Genomic DNA, 21377 nt, shown 5'->3' with positions numbered 1-21377 from the left:
TCGCTCAGTCCTTGTCGGGGAGGACGACGTTCAGCGCCCAGGAGACGATGGAGATGATCAGGCCACCCAGGACAGCGGTCCAGAAGCCCTCGACGTGGAAGCTCAGGTCGAGTTTGTCCGCCAGCCACGAGGTGAGCAGCAGCATCAGGGCGTTGATCACCAGCGTGATCAGGCCGAGCGTGAGTATGAACAGCGGGAACGTCAGCACCTGCACGATCGGCTTGACCAGGAAGTTGACCAGGCCGAAAACCAGTGCGACGAGCAGCAGCGTGCCGATCTCCTTGCCCGTGCTGTCACCGGACAGGGTGATCTTGTCCAGCAGCCACACGGCGACGGCCAGTGCGCCGGCGTTGGCGATCGTCTTGACTACGAAATTCTTCATGTGTCTGATCGTGACAGACGAGATCGACCACGAGCAGCGGGGCAAGGGCGGACAAGGGCGATGAAGGCATTCCGGCTGGACGAACTGGAGGCGGAGCGCGCCGCCAACGACGGCGCGTACCTGCAGTTCCTGCGTGAGAAGAACATGTCGGTCGGCCTGTACGCGCTGGACGCAGGCACCCAGGACCCTCAGCAGCCCCACCGTCAGGACGAGGTGTACTTCGTGGTCAGCGGCCGCGCAGCGATCACGGTCGGCATGGAGACGACCCAGGTGGCACGCGGCAGCGTCGTCTACGTGCCCGCGGGGGTGGCCCACAAGTTCCACCACATCAGCGAGGATCTGCGGGTTGTGGTGGTCTTCTCTCCGCCGGAGAGCTGACCTCCGCCTCAGGGTTCCCTAGGGGAACGTTCAGGGGAGGACAAGGGGTGCGAGGCCCCCGTCGGCACCCCTGCCGCGCCTAGCATCGAGGGCAGGACATTCAAGACCCGTCACCCTTCGGGAGCGGGCTCGGACAGCACTCGGAAACGGGCAGAGAGACAAGGAACAAGGGCGATGCGAGAGATCTTCGCGGGTATGCCGTGGTGGATTAAGTGGGTCGCGGTGCCGGTCATCGCCCTGGTCGTGTTCGGCGGCCTGATAGCGAGCGTCGTCGGTTTCGTGATCGGCCTGCTCTTCAAGCTGCTGGTCTTCGTGGCGCTGGTCGGCGGACTGGTCTACGTCGTACGGAAGTTCATGTCGAGCTCCTCGTCGAGGAGCGACTGGTAGGCAAGGGGGACCCGCCGGTCGGCAACCGGCCGGCGGTAACGGGAACGGGCAGTTCCCTCGGGCGAGGGAAGTTTCGGCACAGGCCGTCTGCGAGCGGTGGCAGACGGTTAAAGTCCGGAATTCGACGCGGGGTTGATTCCCGCGAGCGGCGCTCTGATCCCTCCCGTGTTACCCCCGCACGGGCGGCCCCCCTCGCGCTTCGGGAGTAACCCTTGGCCACGGTTGACACCGCACCCGCAGGACGGCACGTCCCTTCCTCCGAGCCGCATCCCACGACCCTCATCGGATCCGTGCAGCGTGCGATGCGCCTCCTGGAGTCCGTCGCCCGCCATGAACACGGGGCGCCCGCGAAGCAGCTCGCCCGTGAGGCCGGGCTCGCCCTGCCCACGGCCTACCACCTGCTGCGCACGCTGGCCCACGAGGGCTATCTGCGCCGGGAGAAGGGCCTGTTCTTCCTCGGCGAAGCGGTCGAGCGGTTGAGCAACAGCGGAGCCCAGCAGAAACGTCGCAGCATGGTTGCCGACGCACTCGCTCAGTGCCGTGATTCGATCGGCGCCCCCGTGTACTACGCGCTCTACCGCGACGGTGAGATCGAGGTCCAGTGCGTCGCCGACGCTCCGGCCAATCCCGCCGTCGAGGAGTGGGCCGACTTCCGCGAGACGGGCCACGCGCACGCGATCGGCCAGTGTCTGCTCTCCCAGCTCGACGAGGAGGCTCGTCGGGACCACGTCGATCGTTACCCCGTTCGGTCCATCACGCCATATACGGTGCGTGACGATCGAATTCTGTTGCGACGCCTCGAATCCGCACGACGAATGCAGCCCGTGATCGAGCGTCAGGAGTACGCGCTGGGGACGGTCTGCGCCGCGATTCCGATCACCGTGGGCAGTACTGCGGCCACAATCGCCATTTCGCTGCCGGCCCACCAGGCCGACCGACTGCTGCCCGCGGCACGCCGATTGCAGAGCGAGATCGGCAGGCTGCTGGGGACACTCTCGCTCTCTATCAGCATCTGAAAACTCACTCCTTGTGATCTGGTGTGTACGTTCAGCAAGATGCCAGCAGTGTCAGGTGGATGATTCCCGGCCAGTCGAAGGCGAACGACGGGGTAGGCGATGCGCGAGTCGGTAGTACAGGCAGAGGTCATGATGAGCTTCGTCGTCTCGGAGGAGCTCTCCTTTCGCATCCCGGTGGAGCTGCGCTACGAGACCTGTGATCCCTATGCCGTGCGGCTGACCTTCCACCTGCCCGGTGACGCGCCGGTGACCTGGGCCTTCGGCCGGGAGCTGCTGATCGACGGGGTGGGCCGGGCGTGCGGGGACGGTGATGTGCACATCGCTCCCGCCGACACCGAGGGGTTCGGGGATGTGCTGATCCGGCTTCAGGTGGGCGGCGACCACGCGTTGTTCCGCTGTGGGACGGCGCCGCTGCTGGCGTTCCTCGACCGTACGGACAGGCTGGTGCCGCTGGGCCAGGAGCGTTCCCTCGCGGACTTCGACACGCACCTCGACGAGGCGCTGAACCGCATCCTGGCGGAGGAACAGAGCGCGGGGTGACGCGGATACGGGGCGGGGCAGGCGGGACGCTGCCTGGCCGTACGTCGTCCCGTACAGGTGTGTCGTCCCGTACAGGTGTGACGCGCGCTCATCCCACCTGGCGTCGGCCGTACGTCATGCCGCCTGTTGCCTCGCGGCTGCGCGGGCTGCCGTAACGCTTCTTCTCAGCCCTCAGCTTCCAGCTCTCGGCGCTCAACTCTTGGCAACCGGGTCCGGCAGGGGCCGGCTTCAGTGCTTGCGGCGGCGACCGCTTCCGCCACGCAGAGGCGCCCTGGCGCCCGACTGGGGCTGCGGCTGCGGCTGTTCCTGTGGTGCGGGGGCGGCTGGGCCCGGGCGGTCCGCCGAGACGACCAGGGCGGCGAGAACCGTGGTCACCGGCACGGAGGCGACCAGTCCGATCGAGCCGACGAGCGTGCGCACGATCTCCTCGGCGACCAACTCGCTGTTGGCCACCGTCCCCACACTGCTCTGCGCGATGGAGAAGAGCAGCAGCAGCGGCAGCGCGGCGCCCGCATAGGCGAGGACGAGCGTGTTGACGACCGACGCGATGTGGTCGCGGCCGATGCGGATGCCCGCGCGGTACAGCCCGCGCCAGCCCATCGTCGGATTGGCCTCGTGCAGCTCCCAGACCGCCGACGTCTGCGTCACCGTCACGTCGTCGAGCACGCCCAGAGAGCCGATGATGATGCCCGCGAGCAGCAGGCCGCTCATGTCGATGGATGGGTACAGCCCATGGATCAGACCGGTGTTGTCGTCCGTGTTGCCGGTCAGCGCGGCCCAGTCGATGAAGAGCGAGCCGAGCAGCCCGATCAGCAGCAGGGAGAGCAGGGTGCCGAGTACCGCCACCGACGTACGGGCCGACAGTCCATGGCACAGGTAGAGCGCGATCAGCATGATGGCGCTCGCCCCGACCACCGCCACGACCAGGGGGTTCGAGCCCTGCAGGATCGCGGGGAGGATGAAGAACGTCAGGATGAGGAAGCTGGCCGCCAGTGCGACCAGAGCCATGACACCGCGCATCCGGCCCACCACGACCACGGCGACGGCGAAGATCCCGGCGAGGAGTGTCATCGGGAGCTTGCGGTTCACGTCGGTGACCGAGTACTGGAGCTCCTTGGGGGCGTCCGGCGCATACGCGACGATCACCTTCTGGCCCTGCTCCAGCTGCCGCGAGGAGTCCGGCTGGACGATCTCGGTGAACGTACGGCCCTTGTCCTTGCCGGTGTCGACCCGGACTGTCGCCTTCTTGCAGCTGCCGGTCGCCTGTTGCTGAGCCGAAGAGCCCTCGGCGGTCGACGTGTCGCCGGTCGGCGTCTCCCCCGAGGCGTTCACCGACTTGCAGTCGACCTTGTCGACCTTGGTCACCGTGGCCTGCTGGGTCTGCCGGTCGAAGCCGACACCGGTGCGCTCGTGCCCCGGGGCGCCGCCGGGCCAGAGCACCACGAGGCCGACGACGACCGCCGCCGCGAAGGGGATCAGCACGGCCGCGATGACCTTGCGCAGATGCATCGAGACAGGCGCTGCGGGTCCGTGACTGTGCGAGTGCCCGTGCCCGCCGCCACCCGGTCCGCCACCGTCGCCACCGCCGGGCCGGTCTCCGCCGCCGCCCCCTCCGGGGCCGTGGGGTCCGTTCCCAGGTCCGCCGCCGTGGCCATGGCCGTCATGGCCGTGTCCGTGGGGCGGTTCGGACGGCGGGAGTGGGGGCTGCTGCGTCGTGGTCACCGACCGATCATCGCAAGAACAGCCCGGGCCCACTGTTCACCGCGCCACATCTGACGCTAGCGTGGAGCTACCTTTGCACACGCGGGAGCTCGGAGCACCGGGCTGAGAGGGCGCTGACCTCCGTAGACGCGATGTTTCACGTGGAACATTGCCGGACGGAAATCGCTGCGTCGACCGCCGAACCTGTTACCGGGTAATGCCGGCGTAGGGAGTAGGTCTCATGACCAACAAGGACGTACGCACGCCTGCCGCCAGCCTGACGGACGGGGCGTTCGCCTCGGCCGAGAGCGGTGGAGTGACTGCTTCGACCGAGAACGGCGAGGCTGGGAAGTCCATCGGCTGGCACAAGGGGTATGTCGAGGGTTCGCGCCCCGACCTGCGGGTGCCGGTCCGTCAGGTGCACCTCACCAACGGGCAGTCGGTCACTCTGTACGACACATCCGGCCCGTACACCGATCCGGCCGTCGACACCGACGTACGCAGGGGCCTCGGGGCACTCCGGGCCAACTGGATCATCGCCCGCGGTGACACCGAGGAGTACGCGGGCCGTCCCGTCCGCCCCGAGGACGACGGGATCAAGCACACCTCACCGCGCGGCGGACTGCGCAACCTCGACGCGGTCTTCCCGGGGCGCCCGCGCCAGCCCCGGCGAAGCCGTGACGGACAAGCGGTGACGCAACTCGCGTACGCCAGGCGGGGTGAGGTCACACCGGAGATGGAGTACGTGGCCATCCGGGAGAACGTTTCTCCCGAGGTCGTCCGCGAGGAGATCGCGGCGGGCCGGGCCGTGCTGCCGGCCAACGTCAACCACCCCGAGATCGAGCCGATGATCATCGGCAAGCGGTTCCTGGTGAAGGTCAACGCCAACATCGGCAACTCCGCGGTCACCTCCTCCATCGAGGAGGAGGTCGAGAAGATGACCTGGGCGACCCGCTGGGGCGCCGACACGGTCATGGACCTGTCCACCGGCCGCAACATCCACACCACGCGGGAGTGGGTGCTGCGCAACTCCCCCGTCCCCATCGGCACGGTCCCGCTCTACCAGGCGCTGGAGAAGGTCGACGGGCGGGCCGAGGAACTGACCTGGGAGATCTACAAGGACACGGTCGTCGAGCAGGCCGAGCAGGGCGTGGACTACATGACCGTCCACGCGGGTGTGCGGCTGCCGTTCGTCCCGCTGACCGCGAACCGCAAGACCGGCATCGTCTCGCGCGGCGGCTCGATCATGGCGGCCTGGTGCCTGGCGCACCACAAGGAGTCGTTCCTGTACGAGAACTTCGAGGAGCTGTGCGAGATCCTCGCGGCCTACGACGTCACGTACTCGCTGGGCGACGGGCTCCGGCCCGGTTCGATCGCGGACGCCAACGACCCTGCTCAGTTCGCGGAGTTGCGGACGCTCGGGGAACTCAACAGGGTCGCGAAGCGTTTCAACGTACAGACCATGATCGAAGGCCCGGGGCATGTCCCGATGCACAAGATCAAGGAGAACATCGACCTTCAGCAGGAGATCTGTGATGAAGCTCCGTTCTATACGCTCGGCCCGCTGACGACGGACGTCGCGCCTGCGTACGACCACATCACCTCCGGCATCGGTGCCGCGATGATCGCCTGGTGGGGCACGGCCATGCTCTGCTACGTCACGCCCAAGGAGCACTTGGGCCTGCCCAACCGTGACGACGTCAAGACGGGCGTCATCACCTACAAGATCGCGGCCCATGCGGCGGACCTCGCCAAGGGACACCCGGGCGCACAGGAGTGGGACGACGCGTTGTCGGACGCCCGCTTCGAGTTCCGCTGGGAGGACCAGTTCAACCTGGCCCTCGACCCCGACACGGCCCGGGAGTTCCACGACGAGACCCTCCCGGCCGAGCCCGCCAAGACAGCGCACTTCTGCTCCATGTGCGGGCCGAAGTTCTGCTCGATGAAGATCAGCCACAGCATCACCGAGCAGTTCGGTGGCACGGCGGCTGCGGGGGCGACGGCCGAGGAGGTCGCTGAGGGGATGCTCCAGAAGTCGAAGGAGTTCGCGGCGAGCGGGAACAGGGTGTACCTGCCCATGGCCGACTGACGCCGGCGCACTGTCCGACCCTTTCTCCCCGAGGTCCCGGCCATCCAGGCCGGGGCCTCGCGGGAGAACGCGACGCCTTGCCCAAGGGCCGTAACGGTAGAGACAAGATCGCGCATGGGCGTGATCAACTTCCCTACCCTGCCTGACATGGGCGGGATAGATGTGGCCAACGGAGTTGTCGGCGCCGTGCTGGGGATGCTGTTCGCAGTGCTGTTCCAGCAGCCCCTGCAGAACGGCTGGTACAGGCTGCGGACCCGCTCGACCCGTGCCGTACGCACCCTGAGGAAGCGGGAGGAGTCCAGTCCGGCGTGGAGAACCTTCTCCCTGGGGCCACTTCACACCTCGGCCCTGATCGTCGAAGGGGACGGCGAGTCGTCGATATCCGCTGAATCCGTCTATATCCAGGTACTCGACGAGGAGATCGAGCTGCCTTCGGACATGGCCGGCTGGCGGGCGGAGCTCGAGGAAGAGGACGCGCGCGGGCGGACAGAGGGTCGGACACCGTTGTGGAACGGCCCTCGCTACGCGGTCGAATCGCTCGACGTGTCCCGAACCCCTCTCGACGAGCACCCCGAGGTGCACCTGCGGCTGCGTCCGACGGACTACTTCACCTTTCTGGCGGCTCAACAGCTCGACCGGCGTCTGCCCGACGGAACAAGCCCGCGGTCCCGCTATCTGGACCCGGACGATCCGCTGGCGGCACCCGCGTTCCTGCAGTGCAGCTTCGCCGTGAACATCGCGGTGGTGACCGCCGACGACATGGTGGTCGTGAGCCAGAGAAGCGACCGGGTCCGTATGGCGCCCGGTGTCTGGAACTCCTCCGTCAACGAGGGCATGTCACGGCACATCGACTCGTCCGGAAGGAGCGCCCCCGACCTGCACGCGGTGGCCCGGCGGGGCATGCGCGAGGAACTGTCCCTGGAGCTTCACGAGTACTCACTGGAGCTGCTGGCCTTCGTCCTCGACACCGACAAGCGCCACTGGAGTGCCCACTTCTACGCAAGGCTCAAGGACCTGACCAGCGAGGGCCTGCAGACGCGGATGAGCAGGGGAGTCGCGGACCGATGGGAGCACCAGACCATCGACTACGTGCCCTTCCGCCCCGCGACCGTGGTCAAGTACATGCTGCGGGCCGACCGCGTCCACCGGTGGGCCCCGCTCGCACCGGCGCTCTTCCACCTCGCCCTGGTGCATGTCTACAACCGCACACCGGTCGAGCGAGCGACCGCGCAGATCCTGCGACGCATGTAGAAGCGGAATGCAGGGGGAGGCACGGAGGAACGGCATGAAGGCGCGCCACTGGGGCATGGCACGGAGGCGCGGCATGACGGCACCGCACAGAGAGGCGCCGCACCCGCCGGAACCCGGCCGTCGCGGGCGTAGTGCCCGCGACGCTGCGGCCGGTCGGGTCGGTCCCCGCTCCGCCTGGCCGCGCCCGGTTGCCGGCCCCGCTCAGGGCCGGGCCCGGGCGAGGGCGGGACTACTCCGGCTGGTGCTCCGGCCCCCCGAAGTCGGGGCTGCTGAAGTCCGGGCTGGAGAAGCTGGGGCGGGGCCCCGCTGTCGGACCCCCGTCCGGGCTGCTGAAGCCTGGCCGGTTGTAGCCGAGTTGAGGCATCCGGCTGATCGGCGCCGACGGCTTCGTACGGCCGAGGGCGGCCGTGCCCGGGTCGGCGAGGGCCTCCCTGAGGAACGGCATGATGCCGCGCTCCAGCAGGGCGTCGTGCCAGGCCTCCCTGGCCCGGTTCACCTCTTCGCTGCGTTCGCCGTGCGCGTCGGCCTGGAGTGAACTGGCGCCGTTGCGCAGGGCGGCGAGCAGGAGACCGACCGCGGCCACCAGGATCGTGACGGCCGTGATGGCTCCGAAGACCCACCCGGTGGTGAGGAGCGTCTGGGCGATGCCCGGCTGGGGGTCGAGCATCTTCAGGATGTAGCCGACGAGCAGGAAGATCGCCGCGGCGGTGCCGGCGAGGACAGGAGCGAGCACGGCGACGACCGCCGCGGCACCCGCCCCGGCGGTCTCGGCGACCTCCCCCATGGTCGTGGCGATCCCGACCGCGCCCGTGGCCGGATCCGTGGTGCTGCTGCTGGATCCTTCGCGGACGGGAGGGGCGGACGGCGCCGGCTGGCGCAGTTCCTCGCGGACCTTCACATAGTGCTGGTACTCGGTCGCCGCGGCCGCCGTGATGAGAGCGGTGGCGTTGAGCGCCATCGTGCGCAGTTGTTCGGGGTTGAGCCGCTGACCGACAGCGGCGAGTTCCGGACGGTGTGGTGCGGAGCGCAGCGCCTCATCGAGGATCCGCTCGTACTCTTGGCGGTCCTCGCTCAGCAGGTGCTGCGGAACGCTGTTCATGTGCATCCCCCGATGCTCCGTAGGGCTTGGGGCTCGGCATGCTGACGAGCCGTCGGGCAGAAACGGAGGGGAGCCTGCTACGGATAAGCCGATGGTAGAGCGGTGACGGCACACGGTGACAGGGGGTTTCCAGAATTTGCCCCTGTGTTGCGCTTGTCCTCCGTCGGGGTACGCCTGCCCGATGAACGCTCAGCTATCCAGGGGAAGTTGCTGGACCAGCAGCTTTCCGGCCATGGTCACGCCGCCGTCCATCGCGATGGCGAGCCCGTCGGCGTACACATGCGGCTTCTCGACGACGGGGTTCGGGGAATCCTCCCCTTCCTCCGAGCCGACCTCTCCCAGGAGATAGGGAATGGGGCTGTGACCATGGACGATGCGTGATCCGCCGTACATGTCCAGCAAGGAGCGCACCGCCTGCGCACCGCCGTCGTCGCGGAACGCGAAGCGCTTGGTGAACTTGCGGAAGACGTCCCAGCACTCGTCCGCGTCATTGCGGGTGAGCGTCTCGCGGACGGTGTCGTTGACCGCTTCGATGGAGTCGCCGTAGTCGAGATAGGCGGTGGTGTCGGAGTGCACCAGAAGGTGCCCGTCGGCCATCTCCATGGCGTCCAGGCGGGCCATCCACTGCAGATGGTGGTCCTGGAGGCGCTCCATGTCGGTCTTCTGGCCGCCGTTCAGCAGCCAGGCGGCCTGGAAGGTGGCCGTTCCCGCCCCGGAGTTGACGGGGGTGTCCCCGAACCGCTTGGCGCCGAGCAGCAGCAGCTCGTGGTTGCCCATCAGGGCCTTGCAGTAGCCCCCGGCCGCGGCGGCCTCCGCGGAGAGCCGCATCACGAGGTCGATGACGCCGATGCCGTCGGGCCCGCGGTCGGTGAAGTCACCGAGGAACCACAGCCGCGAGGTCCCCGCCGCCCAGCTGCCGTCGATGTCGATGAGGCCCTTCTCGCGCAGCGCGGCGACGAGCTCGTCGAGATAGCCGTGGACGTCACCGACGACGTAGAGCGGTCCCGGCCCTTCGGCGGGCTGGACGACCGGTCCGGCCTCGGGCTCGACCGGTACCTGAACGGTGTCACCGCGGTTGATGACGGGCAGATCGCGCTGCGTCGGTGTGTAGCCCTCCGGCTCGCCGGCCGGTCCCGCGCCCTCGCCGGGAGGCGTCTGCTGCGCGTAGGGGCCCGGTCGGCCGTACTGCCGCGAGCCCTCGGCGTAGGGACCGGCGGACTGGTCCCGGGCCTGGTCGTACGGCTCGGCGGCCTGGTCGTACACCTCGCCGGACTGCGGGTACGGGCCGGGGGACTGCGTGTACGGACCGGCCTCGTGGACGTACGCCGGCACGCGGAAGTCGCGCACCGTCGGCGTACGCATCTCGGGTCCCTGACCGGCCCCCTGAGTCATCGACCCCTCCACCACCATCGCGCCGCATCTGCACCGCGTCGGACTGCCTGGTCGCAGCGGCCCGCGGTGTCGTCCGCCCATCATAGGAATGCGGATCGCGCCATGTGATGACCCAGGGGTGGTGAATCGGAGCAGAACCCCAGTTCACCGTGGTTTTCTCCCGAATTGGGAGGGGCTTTCCGCGCCGGATTTACCCGTAGGTCATCCGGAGGTCATCCCTCCTCAGGTGATCGGGGCGGGCTGACGGTCGTCCGGGGCGGCCGTCGCTGCGACGACGTCCGCACGATCAGCTCGGTCGGTATCACCTGCTCGACCGGTTGGTCCGATTCGACCCCCTCGATCGCGTCGATGAGGAGCTGGACCACGGCCGTGCCGATGCGACGCGGTTTGAGCGAGAGTGTCGTGACGGGCGGCTCGGTGTTGGCGTACACGGTGGACTCGCTGCAGCACACGAGCAGCAGGTCCTCCGGTACGCGCAGTCCGTAGCGGCGGGCCGCCGCGAGGAGGTCGGTGCCGTTCGGGTCGAACAGCCCGTAGACGGCGTCCGGCCGGTCGGGCCGGGCGAGGAGCCGGTCGGCGGCGACGGCCCCCGCGCACGGATCGTGCGCGGGATAGGCCTCGTACACCGGATCCTGGCCCACACGCTCGCACCAGCGCAGGTACGCGGTCGTGGACAGATGTGTGTACGTGTCCGTGGTCGTCCCCGTGAGGAGGCCGATCCGGCGGGCGCCGGCGTCGGCCAGGTGGTCGAGGATGCCCAGGACCGCGGCCTCGTGGTCGTTGTCCACCCAGGCGGTCACCGGCAGCGTGCCGGCCGGGCGGCCGTCGGAGACCACCGGTAAGCCCTGGCGGACCAGTTCGCTGACGACCGGGTCCTGGTCGGAGGGGTCGATGACGACCGTCCCGTCCAGGGCCACGTTCGACCACACGTCGTGGCGCGAGGTCGCGGGGAGGATGACCAGGGCGTAGCCCCGGGCGAGCGCGGCCGAGGTGGCGGCTCTGGCCATCTCCGCGAAGTACGCGAACTCCGTGAAGGTGAAAGGTTCATCCCCGTAGGTCGTCACAGTCAGGCCGATGAGGCCGGACTTTCCGGTACGGAGCGTTCGGGCCGCGGCGGAGGGGCGATAGCCCAGCCGGTCGGCGACCTCGCGGACATGGCGTCGGGTGGCGTCCGGGAGCCGCCCCTTGCCGTTGAGCGCGTCGGACACGGTCGTGATGGACACTCCCGCGGCCGCGGCCACGTCTCTGATGCCCGCCCGGCCCGGCCGGCTTCCTCGGCGGGAGGTATCCGACCGGCTCACCTGGTGCTTCCCTGCTGCTGTCATGGCGAGCCGATAGTAGGGCTCATGAGGTGGGGTAGTGCGGACGCATATGCACGCGTTGACAGGCACGTTTCTGCATGGTCATCAACAGACAAGTCCCTTGGAAGAGAAGGGAGTTGACCGATTCAATGGCAGGACGTCACTTGTCGGCGCGCATGGGCCTGCCAAATGGGCCATGTTTCGAAGAGGTCTCAACTCACCTTCACGAGGGATGCGCGCCACGGCGCGAGCCACCGGCGCGTGCTCCGGTGGGCAGCGCGCCCCCTCTTTCGTACGCCTTCGGGCGGTGATGCCCGGGAGTGCGTACGCGGCTGCCGGGCGCCGTAGATGCGGTCGGCCCCGGGCCATACGCAGCGGGGCCGAATCCTCTTAAGGTGAGGAGCATTGGTAGCCGGTGGTGGTCATGAGCCGGAGACGGTCACGAGGAGGAGTGCGGTGAGCGAGACGAGCCCGAAGCTGCGTGCCGAGCTGGAGGGTATCCCCACCTACAAGCCGGGGAAGCCCGCCGCGGCCGCGGACGGCCCGGTGGCGTACAAGCTGTCCTCCAACGAGAATCCCTACCCGCCGCTGCCGGGCGTGATGGAGAGTGTGGTCTCGGCGGCCGGCGCCTTCAACCGCTACCCCGACATGGCGTGCACGGGGCTGATGAACGAGCTGGCGGACCGCTTCGGCGTGCCGCTCACGCATCTGGCCACGGGCACCGGTTCGGTCGGTGTCGCCCAGCAGCTGCTGCAGGCGACCTCGGGGCCGGGCGACGAGGTGATCTACGCCTGGCGGTCCTTCGAGGCGTACCCGATCATCACCCAGATCAGCGGGGCGACATCGGTGAAGGTGCCGCTGACGCCCGGGGACGTGCACGACCTCGACGCGATGGCGGACGCGATCACCGAGCGGACGCGGCTGATTTTCGTCTGCAACCCCAACAACCCCACGGGCACCGTGGTGCGCCGGGCCGAGCTGGAACGGTTCCTCGACCGGGTGCCGAGCGATGTCCTCGTGGTCCTCGACGAGGCGTACCGGGAGTTCATCCGCGATTCCGAGGTGCCGGACGGCGTCGAGCTCTACCGCGAGCGGCCGAACGTGTGTGTGCTGCGGACCTTCTCCAAGGCGTACGGGCTGGCCGGGCTGCGGGTCGGCTTCGCGATCGCCCATGAGCCGGTGGCGGCGGCGCTGCGCAAGACGGCGGTGCCCTTCGGCGTGAGCCAGCTCGCGCAGGACGCGGCGGTCGCCTCGCTGCGGGCCGAGGACGAGCTGCTCGGCCGGGTGGGTTCGCTGGTGTCCGAGCGCGCCCGGGTGGTCGAGACGCTGCGCGGGCAGGGCTGGACGGTGCCCGAGACCCAGGCCAACTTCGTGTGGCTGCGGCTCGGTGAGCGCACGCTCGACTTCGCGTCGGCCTGCGAGCAGGCAGGGGTCGTCGTGCGGCCGTTCGCCGCCGAGGGGGTCCGGGTCACGGTGGGCGAGACCGAGGCGAACGACATCTTCCTCAAGACGACCGAGGCGTTCCGCAAGGAGCTCTAGTCGGTTGGCGGGGTGCCGGAACTGGTACTGGTGCCGGTCGGTGGGTGTGTGCCGACCGGCGGTCGAGCCTGTCCACCGTGCCGGTTTTGTCGGGCCGAACGCCGGTGTGACCGATCCGGCACCCCCCGCGTGTCAACCCTCGAACTGCCATGCGTCATAATTGCTTGTGAATGTGAACGCGTTCACAAGCGTGTCCCAGTTGATCCCGTGATGTCTACGACAAGCGGGACAAACTGACGCCGATACCTCGGCGATGTAAGGAGATGACGACGTGGAATTGGCTTTGGCGCCGGAGACGCTGGCGCGATGGCAGTTCGGCATCACCACCGTCTACCACTTCCTCTTCGTCCCGCTCACGATCTCGCTCGCCGCGCTCACCGCCGGCCTGCAGACCGCCTGGGTCCGGACGGAGAACGAGAAGTACCTCAAGGCCACCAAGTTCTGGGGCAAGCTCTTCCTGATCAACATCGCGATGGGCGTCGTCACGGGCATCGTGCAGGAGTTCCAGTTCGGCATGAACTGGTCCGACTACTCGCGCTTCGTCGGTGACGTCTTCGGCGCCCCCCTCGCCTTCGAGGCGCTGATCGCCTTCTTCTTCGAGTCCACCTTCATCGGCCTGTGGATCTTCGGCTGGGACAAGCTGCCCAAGAAGATCCACCTCGCCTGCATCTGGATGGTCTCGATCGGCACGATCCTGTCGGCGTACTTCATCCTCGCGGCCAACTCGTGGATGCAGCACCCCGTCGGCTACCGGATCAACGAGCAGAAGGGCCGTGCCGAACTCACCGACTTCTGGCTGGTCCTGACCCAGAACACGGCGCTCGCCCAGGCCTTCCACACCCTCTCCGCGGCCTTCCTCACGGGCGGCGCCTTCATGGTCGGCATCGCCGCCTTCCACCTGGTCCGCAAGAAGCACATCCCCGTGATGAAGACCTCGCTGCGCCTGGGTCTCGTCACCGTGGTCGCCGGCGGCATGCTCACCGCGCTCAGCGGTGACACGCTCGGCAAGATCATGTACGAGCAGCAGCCGATGAAGATGGCCGCGGCCGAGGCGCTGTGGGACGGCGAGGCCCCCGCTCCCTTCTCCATTTTCGCCTACGGGGACGTCGACGCCGGCCACAACAAGGTCGCCATAGAGATCCCGGGACTGCTGTCCTTCCTGGCCAAGGACGACTTCACCTCGTACGTCCCCGGTATCAACGACGTCAACAAGTCCGAGCAGGAGCGGTTCGGGCCCGGCGACTACCGGCCCAACATCCCCGTCGCCTACTGGGGATTCCGCTGGATGATCGGCTTCGGCATGACGTCCTTCGCCATCGGTCTTGCCGGACTCTGGCTGACCAGGAAGAAGTTCATGCTGGGGCAGCATCTGCGGGTCGGCGACGACGAAGTGCCGCACGTGGTGCTCTTCAAGAACAAGGCTCTCGGCCCGACGCTCACCAAGTGGTACTGGCGCATCGCGATCCTGACCCTGGGATTCCCGCTGATCGCCAACTCGTGGGGCTGGATCTTCACCGAGATGGGCCGTCAGCCGTGGGTCGTCTACGGCGTGCTCCAGACCCGCGACGCGGTCTCCCCCGGCGTCTCGCAGGGCGAGATCCTCACCTCGATGATCGTCTTCACCACGCTCTACGCGATCCTCGCCGTCATCGAGGTCAAGCTGCTCGTGAAGTACGTCAAGGCCGGTCCGCCCGAGCTCACGGAGGCCGACCTCAATCCGCCCACGAAGATCGGCGGCGACCCCCGGGACGCCGACAAGCCGATGGCCTTCTCGTACTAGGCCCAGGGAGCTGCTGAGTCATGGAACTTCACGACGTCTGGTTCGTCCTCATCGCCGTCCTGTGGACCGGCTACTTCTTCCTGGAGGGCTTCGACTTCGGGATCGGCGTCCTCACCAAGCTGCTCGCCCGCAACCGGACCGAGAAGCGGGTGCTGATCAACACCATCGGGCCGGTCTGGGACGGCAACGAGGTGTGGCTGCTCTCGGCGGGCGGCGCGACCTTCGCCGCCTTCCCCGAGTGGTACGCCACGCTCTTCTCGGGCTTCTACCTGCCGTTGCTGCTCATCCTGGTCTGCCTGATCGTGCGCGGCGTCGCCTTCGAGTACCGGGCGAAGCGGCCCGAGGAGCAGTGGCAGCGCAACTGGGAGAACGCGATCTTCTGGACCTCGCTGCTCCCGGCGTTCCTGTGGGGCGTGGCCTTCGGCAACATCGTCCGGGGCGTGAAGATCGACCGGGACTTCGAGTACGTGGGCAACCTCTGGGACCTGCTCAACCCGTACGCCATCCTGGGCGGCCTGGTGACGCTGACGCTGTTCACCTTCCACGGGGCGGTGTTCGCGGCGCTCAAGACCCTGGGTGACATCCGGGAGCGGGCCAGGAAGCTGGCGCTCGGGCTCGGTCTGGTGACAGCGGTGCTCGCGCTGGCTTTCCTGCTCTGGACCCAGGCCGACAACGGCGACGGCAAGAGCCTGGTCGCTCTGATCGTGGCGGTCGTCGCCCTGGTCGCGGCGATCGGGGCGAACCAGATGGGGCGTGAAGGCTGGGCGTTCGCGCTGTCGGGCCTCACCATCGTCGCCGCCGTTGCGATGCTCTTCCTGTCGCTCTTCCCGAACGTCATGCCGTCCTCGCTGAATGACGAGTGGAGCCTGACGGTCACCAACGCCTCGTCGAGCCCGTACACGCTGAAGATCATGACCTGGTGTGCGGTCATCGCGACGCCGGTGGTGATGCTCTACCAGGGCTGGACGTATTGGGTGTTCCGCAAGCGGATCGGTACGCAGCACATCGCCGACGCCGCGCACTAGCACCGATGAATCCATGGGCCTGTTTCACGTGAAACAGGCCCAATGAGAAGAGGGTGTGTTTCACGTGAAACACACCTGCTTGACCCAAGGGTGTGTTTCACGTGAAACCGATCGACCCGCGACTGCTGCGATACGCCCGCGCCACCCGGCTGTTCCTGATCGCGGTTGTCGGTCTGGGAGTTGTGGGGGCGGGGCTGGTCATCGCCCAGGCGATGCTGATCGCCGAAGTGGTGGTCGGTGCCTTCCAGCATGAACTGCCGGTTGCCGAACTCCGTACCCCGCTATTGCTGTTGGTGGCCGTCGCCAGTGGCCGAGCGCTTGTCTCCTGGCTCACCGAACTCGCCGCGCACCGGGCGAGCGCGGCGGTCAAGTCGGAGTTGCGGAGGCGGTTGCTGGAGCGTGCGGGTGAGCTTGGCCCTGGCTGGCTCAGTGGGCAGCGGACCGGTTCGCTGGTCGCGCTCGCCACCCGTGGGGTCGACGCGCTGGACGACTACTTCTCGCGCTATCTCCCGCAGTTGGGGCTCGCGGTGGTCGTGCCGGTGGCGGTGCTCGCGCGGATCGTCACCGAGGACTGGGTGTCGGCGGCGATCATCGTCGGCACCCTGCCTCTCATCCCGGTATTCATGATGCTCATCGGCTGGGTCACCCAGTCGCAGATGGACCGTCAGTGGCGGTTGCTGTCCCGGCTCTCGGGTCACTTCCTGGATGTGGTCGCGGGACTGCCCACACTCAAGGTGTTCGGTCGGGCCAAGGCGCAGGCCGACTCGATCCGCCGGATCACCGGGGAGTACCGCCAGGCGACGATGCGGACCCTGCGGATCGCCTTCATCTCGTCCTTCGCGCTGGAGCTGCTTGCCACGATCTCGGTCGCCCTGGTCGCGGTGACCATCGGAATGCGGCTCGTCCACGGCGAGATGGCGTTGTACGACGGTCTGGTCGTCCTCATTCTCGCGCCCGAGGCCTATCTGCCACTGCGACAGGTGGGGGCGCAGTATCACGCGGCGGCGGAGGGGCTGTCGGCCGCAGAGGAGATCTTCTCGGTCCTGGAGACCCCGGAGCCGACGTCCGGGACCGGCGCGGTGCCGCCCTCCGGAGGGGTGCGCTTCGAAGGGGTGACGGTCCGGTACCCCGGGCGGTCCTCGGACGCGGTGTCGGACGTGTCCTTCGCGGTCGACCCCGGAGAGACGGTTGCCCTCGTCGGGCCCAGTGGCGTGGGCAAGTCGACGCTCCTGAACGTGCTGTTGGGATTCGTGGCCCCCACCTCGGGTCGCGTGCGTGTCGGGGGAGCCGATCTCACCGGGACCTCCCTGGAGGAGTGGCGCTCACAGGTCGCCTGGGTACCGCAGCGCCCTCATCTGTATGCCGGGTCCGTCGCCGAGAACGTACGGCTGGCGCGGCCGGACGCCGACGACTCCGCGGTGCGGCGGGCGCTGGCGGATGCCGGGGCTCTTGAATTCGTGGACGCGCTGCCCGAGGGCGTACGGACGCTGCTGGGTGAGGAAGGTGCCGGGCTGTCCGCCGGGCAGCGTCAACGGCTGGCTCTGGCGCGGGCGTTCCTCGCGGACCGGCCGGTGCTGCTGCTCGACGAGCCGACGGCCTCGCTGGACGGAGCGACCGAGGCCGAGGTCGTGGAAGCGGTCAGGCGCCTTGCGGTGGGGCGGACCGTGCTGCTCGTCGTCCACCGGCCCGCGCTGCTGGACGTGGCGGACCGGGTGGTGCGGCTGGAGCCGGAGGCGCCCGTCGCGGTGGACGGTTCCGTGGGCTCCGGCGGTGGCAAGGAGCTTCGGGCCGATCTGGTGGCCGCGGTGCCCGCGGGCGGCGAGGAAGCGTCGACCCTGCTCCCGAAGGGGCGGGAGGGTGTGCTCGCGCGGGTGCGTGCCATGGCCGGGCCTCGGCGCGGGCGGCTGGTGCTTGCCCTCCTGCTCGGCAGTCTCGCGCTCGGCAGTGCTGTCGGCCTCATGGCCACCTCCGGCTGGCTGATCTCCAGGGCCTCGCAGCAGCCGCCCGTGCTCTATCTGATGGTCGCCGTGACGGCCACGCGGGCGTTCGGAATCGGGCGGGCCGTCTTCCGGTACGCCGAGCGGCTCGTGTCGCACGACGCGGTGCTGCGGATGCTCGCCGACACCCGGGTCGCCGTGTACCGGCGCCTCGAACGGCTCGCGCCCGCCGGGCTGCGTACCGCCCGCCGCGGTGATCTGCTCTCGCGACTCGTCGCCGACGTCGACGCGTTGCAGGACTACTGGCTCCGCTGGCTGCTGCCCGCCGCGGCCGCGGCCGTCGTGTCCGCCGGCTCCGTCGGGTTCACGGCCTGGCTGCTGCCGGAGGCCGGGGCCGCCCTCGCGCTCGGGCTGCTCGCCGCCGGGGTGGGCGTCCCACTGGTGACCGGGCCCGTCGCACGCCGTTCCGAGCGCTGGCTGGCCCCGGCACGCGGAGTACTGGCGACCCGGGTGGCCGATCTCCTCACGGGGACGGCCGAGTTGACGGTCGCTGGTGCACTGCCCGCGCGTACCGCCGAGGTACGGCGGGCGGACGGCGAACTGACCCGTATCGCCTCACGCGCCGCCACCGCCACCGCGCTCGGCGACGGGCTCATCGCGTTGGTCTCCGGACTCACCGTCGCGGCCACCGCCCTCGTCGGCGCCCAGGCGGTCCTCGACGGGCGGCTCAGCGGCGTGGCGATGGCCGTCGTCGTCCTCACCCCGCTCGCCGCCTTCGAGGCCGTCCTGGGGCTGCCCCTCGCGGTCCAGTACCGCCAACGGGTGCGCCAGAGCGCGGAGCGCGTGTACGAGGTGCTGGACGCGCCCGAGCCCGTACGCGAACCGGAGCGGCCGCTGGAGGCGCCCGGGACGCCGTTCCCCGTCGTCGTGAAGGGCCTGGCCGCCCGTCACGCCGGACAGGAGCGGGACGCGCTCGCCGGGGTCGACCTGACGCTTGAACGCGGACGGCGCACTGCTGTGGTGGGGACGTCCGGGGCGGGCAAGACGACCCTCGCCCAGGTGTTGCTGCGGTTCCTGGACGCCGGTGCGGGGACGTACACGCTGGGCGGCGTCGACGCGTACGGCATGGACGGTGACGACGTACGGCGGCTGGTCGGGCTGTGCGCACAGGATGCCCATCTCTTCGACAGTTCCGTACGGGAGAACCTGCTGCTCGCTCGGAAGGACGCCACGGATTCCGCGCTGCGGGACGTGCTGGGGCGGGTGCGGTTGCTCGACTGGGTCGACGGGCTGCCCGACGGGCTGGACACGTTGATCGGTGAGCACGGGGCGCGGTTGTCCGGGGGGCAGCGGCAGCGGCTCGCTCTGGCGCGGGCGTTGCTCGCGGACTTTCCCGTGCTCGTTCTCGACGAGCCCGCGGAGCATCTCGACCTGGCGACCGCGGATGCGCTCACCGCCGACCTGCTGGCCGCGACCGAGGGGCGTACGACGTTGTTGATCACGCATCGGCTGGCGGGGCTTGAGGCGGTCGACGAGGTGATCGTGCTGGATGACGGGTGTGTGGTGCAGCGGGGGGCGTACGGGGAGTTGGTGCGTGGGGAGGGGGCGTTGCGGGGGATGTTCGAGCGGGAGAGTCGGACGGAGCGGTTGGTTGGTGTGCGGTGAGGCTTGGTTGCGGTGGTAGGTCGGCTGCGGGGGTGTGGTGGCTGGTCGCGCAGTTCCCCGCGCCCCTGAAAGCGGGCGGTTGTGCCCGTTGTGCGTGAGTCCGATCGCCCTTCCAAGCAGATGGTCGTGGTCCTCAGCTCGAAGGGCTCGACTTTCAATCACAAAAGGGACTAATTAGGCTCTGTGTATGCCTGACGTGTCGAGCTTTGGTGGTGTCGCGGATTCTGATGATGTGCCGCGGTTGCTGGAAGCGATGCGGTCGGTGGGGAGCGGGCTTGAGCTGCGGTCCACGCTGGAGCGGATCTGTGGGACCGCGGCGGAGCTGGCGGACGCGCGCTACGCGGCGATCGGCGTGGCGGCGGAGGACGGAAACGGGCTGGCCGAGTTCGTGTATCAGGGAGTCGACGGGGAGACGGCCCGGCTGATCGGGCGGCTGCCGAACGGGCACGAGGGGCTGCTGGGGGAACTCCTCCGCGAGCCCGAACCCGTGCGGCTCGCGGAGCCGACGGAAGATCCCCGGTCGTGCGGGTTCCCGGAGCACCATCCACGGATGCGCGGCTTCCTGGGGGTCCCCATCCGTGTGCAGGGGGAGATCTTCGGCAACCTCTACCTGGCCGAGAAGCGCGGCGGAGGGTCGTTCGACGACCACGACCTCGACATGGTGCGTGTGCTGGCCGGGGAGGCGGGCATCGCCATCGGGAACGCGCGTCTGTACGAGGCCGCCAAGCAGCGCGAGCGCTGGATCGACGGATCCGTGGCCGTCACGACCGCGCTCCTGTCCGGCGGGGACGCCGACGAGGCCCTCCAAGTGGTCGCGGAACAGGCTCGCCGGCTCTCCGACTCGGCCGCCGGACTCGTACTGTTGCCCGCGGCCGGGGGCGGTCTGGAGATCGTCGCCGTGGCGTCCGAACGGCCGTCGAAGGCGCTGGGGCTGGTCGTGCCGGCCGAGAACGAGGTCGTGGGCGAACTCCTTGCGGGAGAAGCCGTGTTCGTCGAGCACGCGGCAACCGACCCGCGCATGCTCGGCGACCTCTCCGGCGGCTACGGGCCGACGATGCTGCTGCCCCTCCAGAGCGGCGGCCGCGTCATGGGAACCCTCGTCATGGCTCGCTCGGAGGGCTCGCGGCCGTTCTCGGAGACCGAGAGCAACCTGGCGACGCGGTTCGCCTCGCAGGCCGCTCTGGCTCTGATGATGGCGGAGATGCAGCGCGACCGGGAGCGGCTCGCGGTCTACGAGGACCGCGACCGGATCGCCCGTGACCTGCACGATCTCGTCATCCAGCGACTGTTCACCACCGGGATGATGCTGGAGAGCGCACAGCGGAGGTCCGCCGTGCCCGAGGTGCGACAGGGTGTGGGCAAGGCGGTCGACGAACTCGACGTCACCATCCAGGAGATCCGCACCGCCATCTTCGCGCTCCAGCAGGAACCGGCCGACGTGCCTACAGGGCTGCGGACACGCGTGCTGCGCGAGATCAACATGGCCGCCGTGCCGCTCGGCTTCAGGCCGTCGCACCACTTCGTCGGGCCCGTCGACATGGCGGTCGGCGAACTCACGGCCAAGAACCTCATCGCGGCCCTCCGCGAGGCCCTGTCCAACGCCTTCCGGCACGCGGGGGCGTCCCGTATCGACGTCACCGTGGACGCGACCGTACGACTGCCGGACGGACGGCTCGGCGTACGGCTGACCGTCACGGACGACGGTGTCGGCATCCCCGAGGGCGGGCGGCGCAGCGGGCTCAAGAACCTGGCGCGACGGGCGGAGTCGTTGGGCGGGGACAGTTGGTACGGGCCGGGCAGTGGGGAGAACGGCGGTGGCGCGTCGGTGGTGTGGGAGGCGCCGTACTGAAGGAACCCGGGTGCGGTCGGCCGGTCCGGTCAGCAGCGCAATGCGA

General features: G+C 68.8%; 16 protein-coding genes. 11 read left to right on the top strand and 5 right to left on the bottom strand.

All coding sequences use genetic code 11. The features are described from left to right. Positions 1-4: 4 nt before the first annotated feature. On the bottom strand, positions 5-382 hold the full coding sequence (locus JEQ17_RS23245) for a phage holin family protein (RefSeq protein ID WP_200397025.1): 378 nt from the start codon (positions 380-382) through the stop codon (positions 5-7). 60 nt (positions 383-442) lie between these two features. Here JEQ17_RS23245 and JEQ17_RS23240 point away from each other — a divergent pair, with 60 nt between their 5' ends. From JEQ17_RS23240 to JEQ17_RS23225, 4 genes are all read left to right on the top strand, one after another. Then, entirely contained in the window at positions 443-760 is a 318-nt protein-coding gene (locus JEQ17_RS23240; RefSeq protein WP_055610299.1) for a cupin domain-containing protein, read from the top strand. A gap of 174 nt (positions 761-934) precedes the next feature. Then, entirely contained in the window at positions 935-1147 is a 213-nt protein-coding gene (locus JEQ17_RS23235) for a DUF5326 family protein (RefSeq protein WP_200397024.1), read from the top strand. A 290-nt stretch (positions 1148-1437) separates the two neighbouring features. Beyond that, the gene (locus tag JEQ17_RS23230; RefSeq protein ID WP_407700160.1) at positions 1438-2163 is read left to right on the top strand and encodes an IclR family transcriptional regulator; all 726 of its coding nucleotides are present in this window, start codon (positions 1438-1440) and stop codon (positions 2161-2163) included. 99 nt (positions 2164-2262) lie between these two features. After that, positions 2263-2703, top strand: coding sequence for an SsgA family sporulation/cell division regulator (locus JEQ17_RS23225; RefSeq protein ID WP_055610301.1), 441 nt, complete (start codon positions 2263-2265; stop codon positions 2701-2703). A 228-nt stretch (positions 2704-2931) separates the two neighbouring features. Here the strand turns inward: JEQ17_RS23225 and JEQ17_RS23220 are convergent, their stop codons facing one another. Continuing rightward, the gene (locus JEQ17_RS23220) at positions 2932-4425 is read right to left on the bottom strand and encodes a YibE/F family protein (protein ID WP_200397023.1); all 1494 of its coding nucleotides are present in this window, start codon (positions 4423-4425) and stop codon (positions 2932-2934) included. Positions 4426-4645: 220 nt separating this feature from the next. Here JEQ17_RS23220 and thiC point away from each other — a divergent pair, with 220 nt between their 5' ends. Beyond that, complete coding sequence (thiC, locus tag JEQ17_RS23215) at positions 4646-6493, top strand: phosphomethylpyrimidine synthase ThiC (RefSeq protein WP_234048327.1); 1848 nt, start codon at positions 4646-4648, stop codon at positions 6491-6493. 147 nt (positions 6494-6640) lie between these two features. After that, entirely contained in the window at positions 6641-7744 is a 1104-nt protein-coding gene (locus JEQ17_RS23210; RefSeq protein ID WP_200397022.1) for a hypothetical protein, read from the top strand. Between the two features lie 229 nt (positions 7745-7973). On the opposite strand, the gene JEQ17_RS23205 is transcribed toward JEQ17_RS23210, so the two are convergent. The 3 genes from JEQ17_RS23205 to JEQ17_RS23195 all read right to left on the bottom strand — a co-directional run bounded on the left by JEQ17_RS23205 (position 7974) and on the right by JEQ17_RS23195 (position 11560). Beyond that, positions 7974-8849 (bottom strand): hypothetical protein, encoded by an 876-nt coding sequence (locus JEQ17_RS23205; RefSeq protein WP_200397021.1) that lies wholly within the window; start codon positions 8847-8849, stop codon positions 7974-7976. 183 nt (positions 8850-9032) lie between these two features. Beyond that, complete coding sequence (locus JEQ17_RS23200) at positions 9033-10250, bottom strand: metallophosphoesterase (protein WP_407700159.1); 1218 nt, start codon at positions 10248-10250, stop codon at positions 9033-9035. Positions 10251-10447: 197 nt separating this feature from the next. Then, a complete protein-coding gene (locus JEQ17_RS23195) occupies positions 10448-11560 on the bottom strand; it encodes a LacI family DNA-binding transcriptional regulator (RefSeq protein ID WP_200397019.1) in 1113 nt (370 codons plus the stop codon). 432 nt (positions 11561-11992) lie between these two features. Here JEQ17_RS23195 and hisC point away from each other — a divergent pair, with 432 nt between their 5' ends. The 5 genes from hisC to JEQ17_RS23170 all read left to right on the top strand — a co-directional run bounded on the left by hisC (position 11993) and on the right by JEQ17_RS23170 (position 21331). After that, positions 11993-13075: a histidinol-phosphate transaminase gene (gene hisC, locus JEQ17_RS23190; RefSeq protein ID WP_200397018.1), complete on the top strand. Its 1083-nt coding sequence runs from the start codon at positions 11993-11995 to the stop codon at positions 13073-13075. Positions 13076-13346: 271 nt separating this feature from the next. Beyond that, entirely contained in the window at positions 13347-14855 is a 1509-nt protein-coding gene (locus tag JEQ17_RS23185; RefSeq protein WP_200397017.1) for a cytochrome ubiquinol oxidase subunit I, read from the top strand. A gap of 20 nt (positions 14856-14875) precedes the next feature. Then, positions 14876-15880: a cytochrome d ubiquinol oxidase subunit II gene (cydB, locus tag JEQ17_RS23180; RefSeq protein ID WP_200397016.1), complete on the top strand. Its 1005-nt coding sequence runs from the start codon at positions 14876-14878 to the stop codon at positions 15878-15880. A gap of 92 nt (positions 15881-15972) precedes the next feature. Then, entirely contained in the window at positions 15973-19482 is a 3510-nt protein-coding gene (cydD, locus tag JEQ17_RS23175; RefSeq protein WP_200397015.1) for a thiol reductant ABC exporter subunit CydD, read from the top strand. A 187-nt stretch (positions 19483-19669) separates the two neighbouring features. After that, on the top strand, positions 19670-21331 hold the full coding sequence (locus JEQ17_RS23170; protein ID WP_200397014.1) for a sensor histidine kinase: 1662 nt from the start codon (positions 19670-19672) through the stop codon (positions 21329-21331). Positions 21332-21377: the final 46 nt, after the last annotated feature.

This window comes from Streptomyces liliifuscus (assembly GCF_016598615.1).
GTDB classification, from domain to species: domain Bacteria; phylum Actinomycetota; class Actinomycetes; order Streptomycetales; family Streptomycetaceae; genus Streptomyces; species Streptomyces liliifuscus.
This window is presented reverse-complemented; position numbering and strand designations above follow the sequence as displayed.

Coding starts and splice junctions, on each gene's coding strand:
- JEQ17_RS23170 (WP_200397014.1), top strand. CDS start 19,670: ATGCCTGACGTGTCGAGCTTTGGTGGTGTCGCGGATTCTGATGATGTG.
- JEQ17_RS23195 (WP_200397019.1), bottom strand. CDS start 11,560: ATGACAGCAGCAGGGAAGCACCAGGTGAGCCGGTCGGATACCTCCCGC.
- JEQ17_RS23225 (WP_055610301.1), top strand. CDS start 2,263: ATGCGCGAGTCGGTAGTACAGGCAGAGGTCATGATGAGCTTCGTCGTC.
- JEQ17_RS23240 (WP_055610299.1), top strand. CDS start 443: ATGAAGGCATTCCGGCTGGACGAACTGGAGGCGGAGCGCGCCGCCAAC.
- JEQ17_RS23245 (WP_200397025.1), bottom strand. CDS start 382: ATGAAGAATTTCGTAGTCAAGACGATCGCCAACGCCGGCGCACTGGCC.
- JEQ17_RS23210 (WP_200397022.1), top strand. CDS start 6,641: ATGGGCGGGATAGATGTGGCCAACGGAGTTGTCGGCGCCGTGCTGGGG.
- cydB (WP_200397016.1), top strand. CDS start 14,876: ATGGAACTTCACGACGTCTGGTTCGTCCTCATCGCCGTCCTGTGGACC.
- thiC (WP_234048327.1), top strand. CDS start 4,646: ATGACCAACAAGGACGTACGCACGCCTGCCGCCAGCCTGACGGACGGG.
- JEQ17_RS23205 (WP_200397021.1), bottom strand. CDS start 8,849: ATGCACATGAACAGCGTTCCGCAGCACCTGCTGAGCGAGGACCGCCAA.
- JEQ17_RS23235 (WP_200397024.1), top strand. CDS start 935: ATGCGAGAGATCTTCGCGGGTATGCCGTGGTGGATTAAGTGGGTCGCG.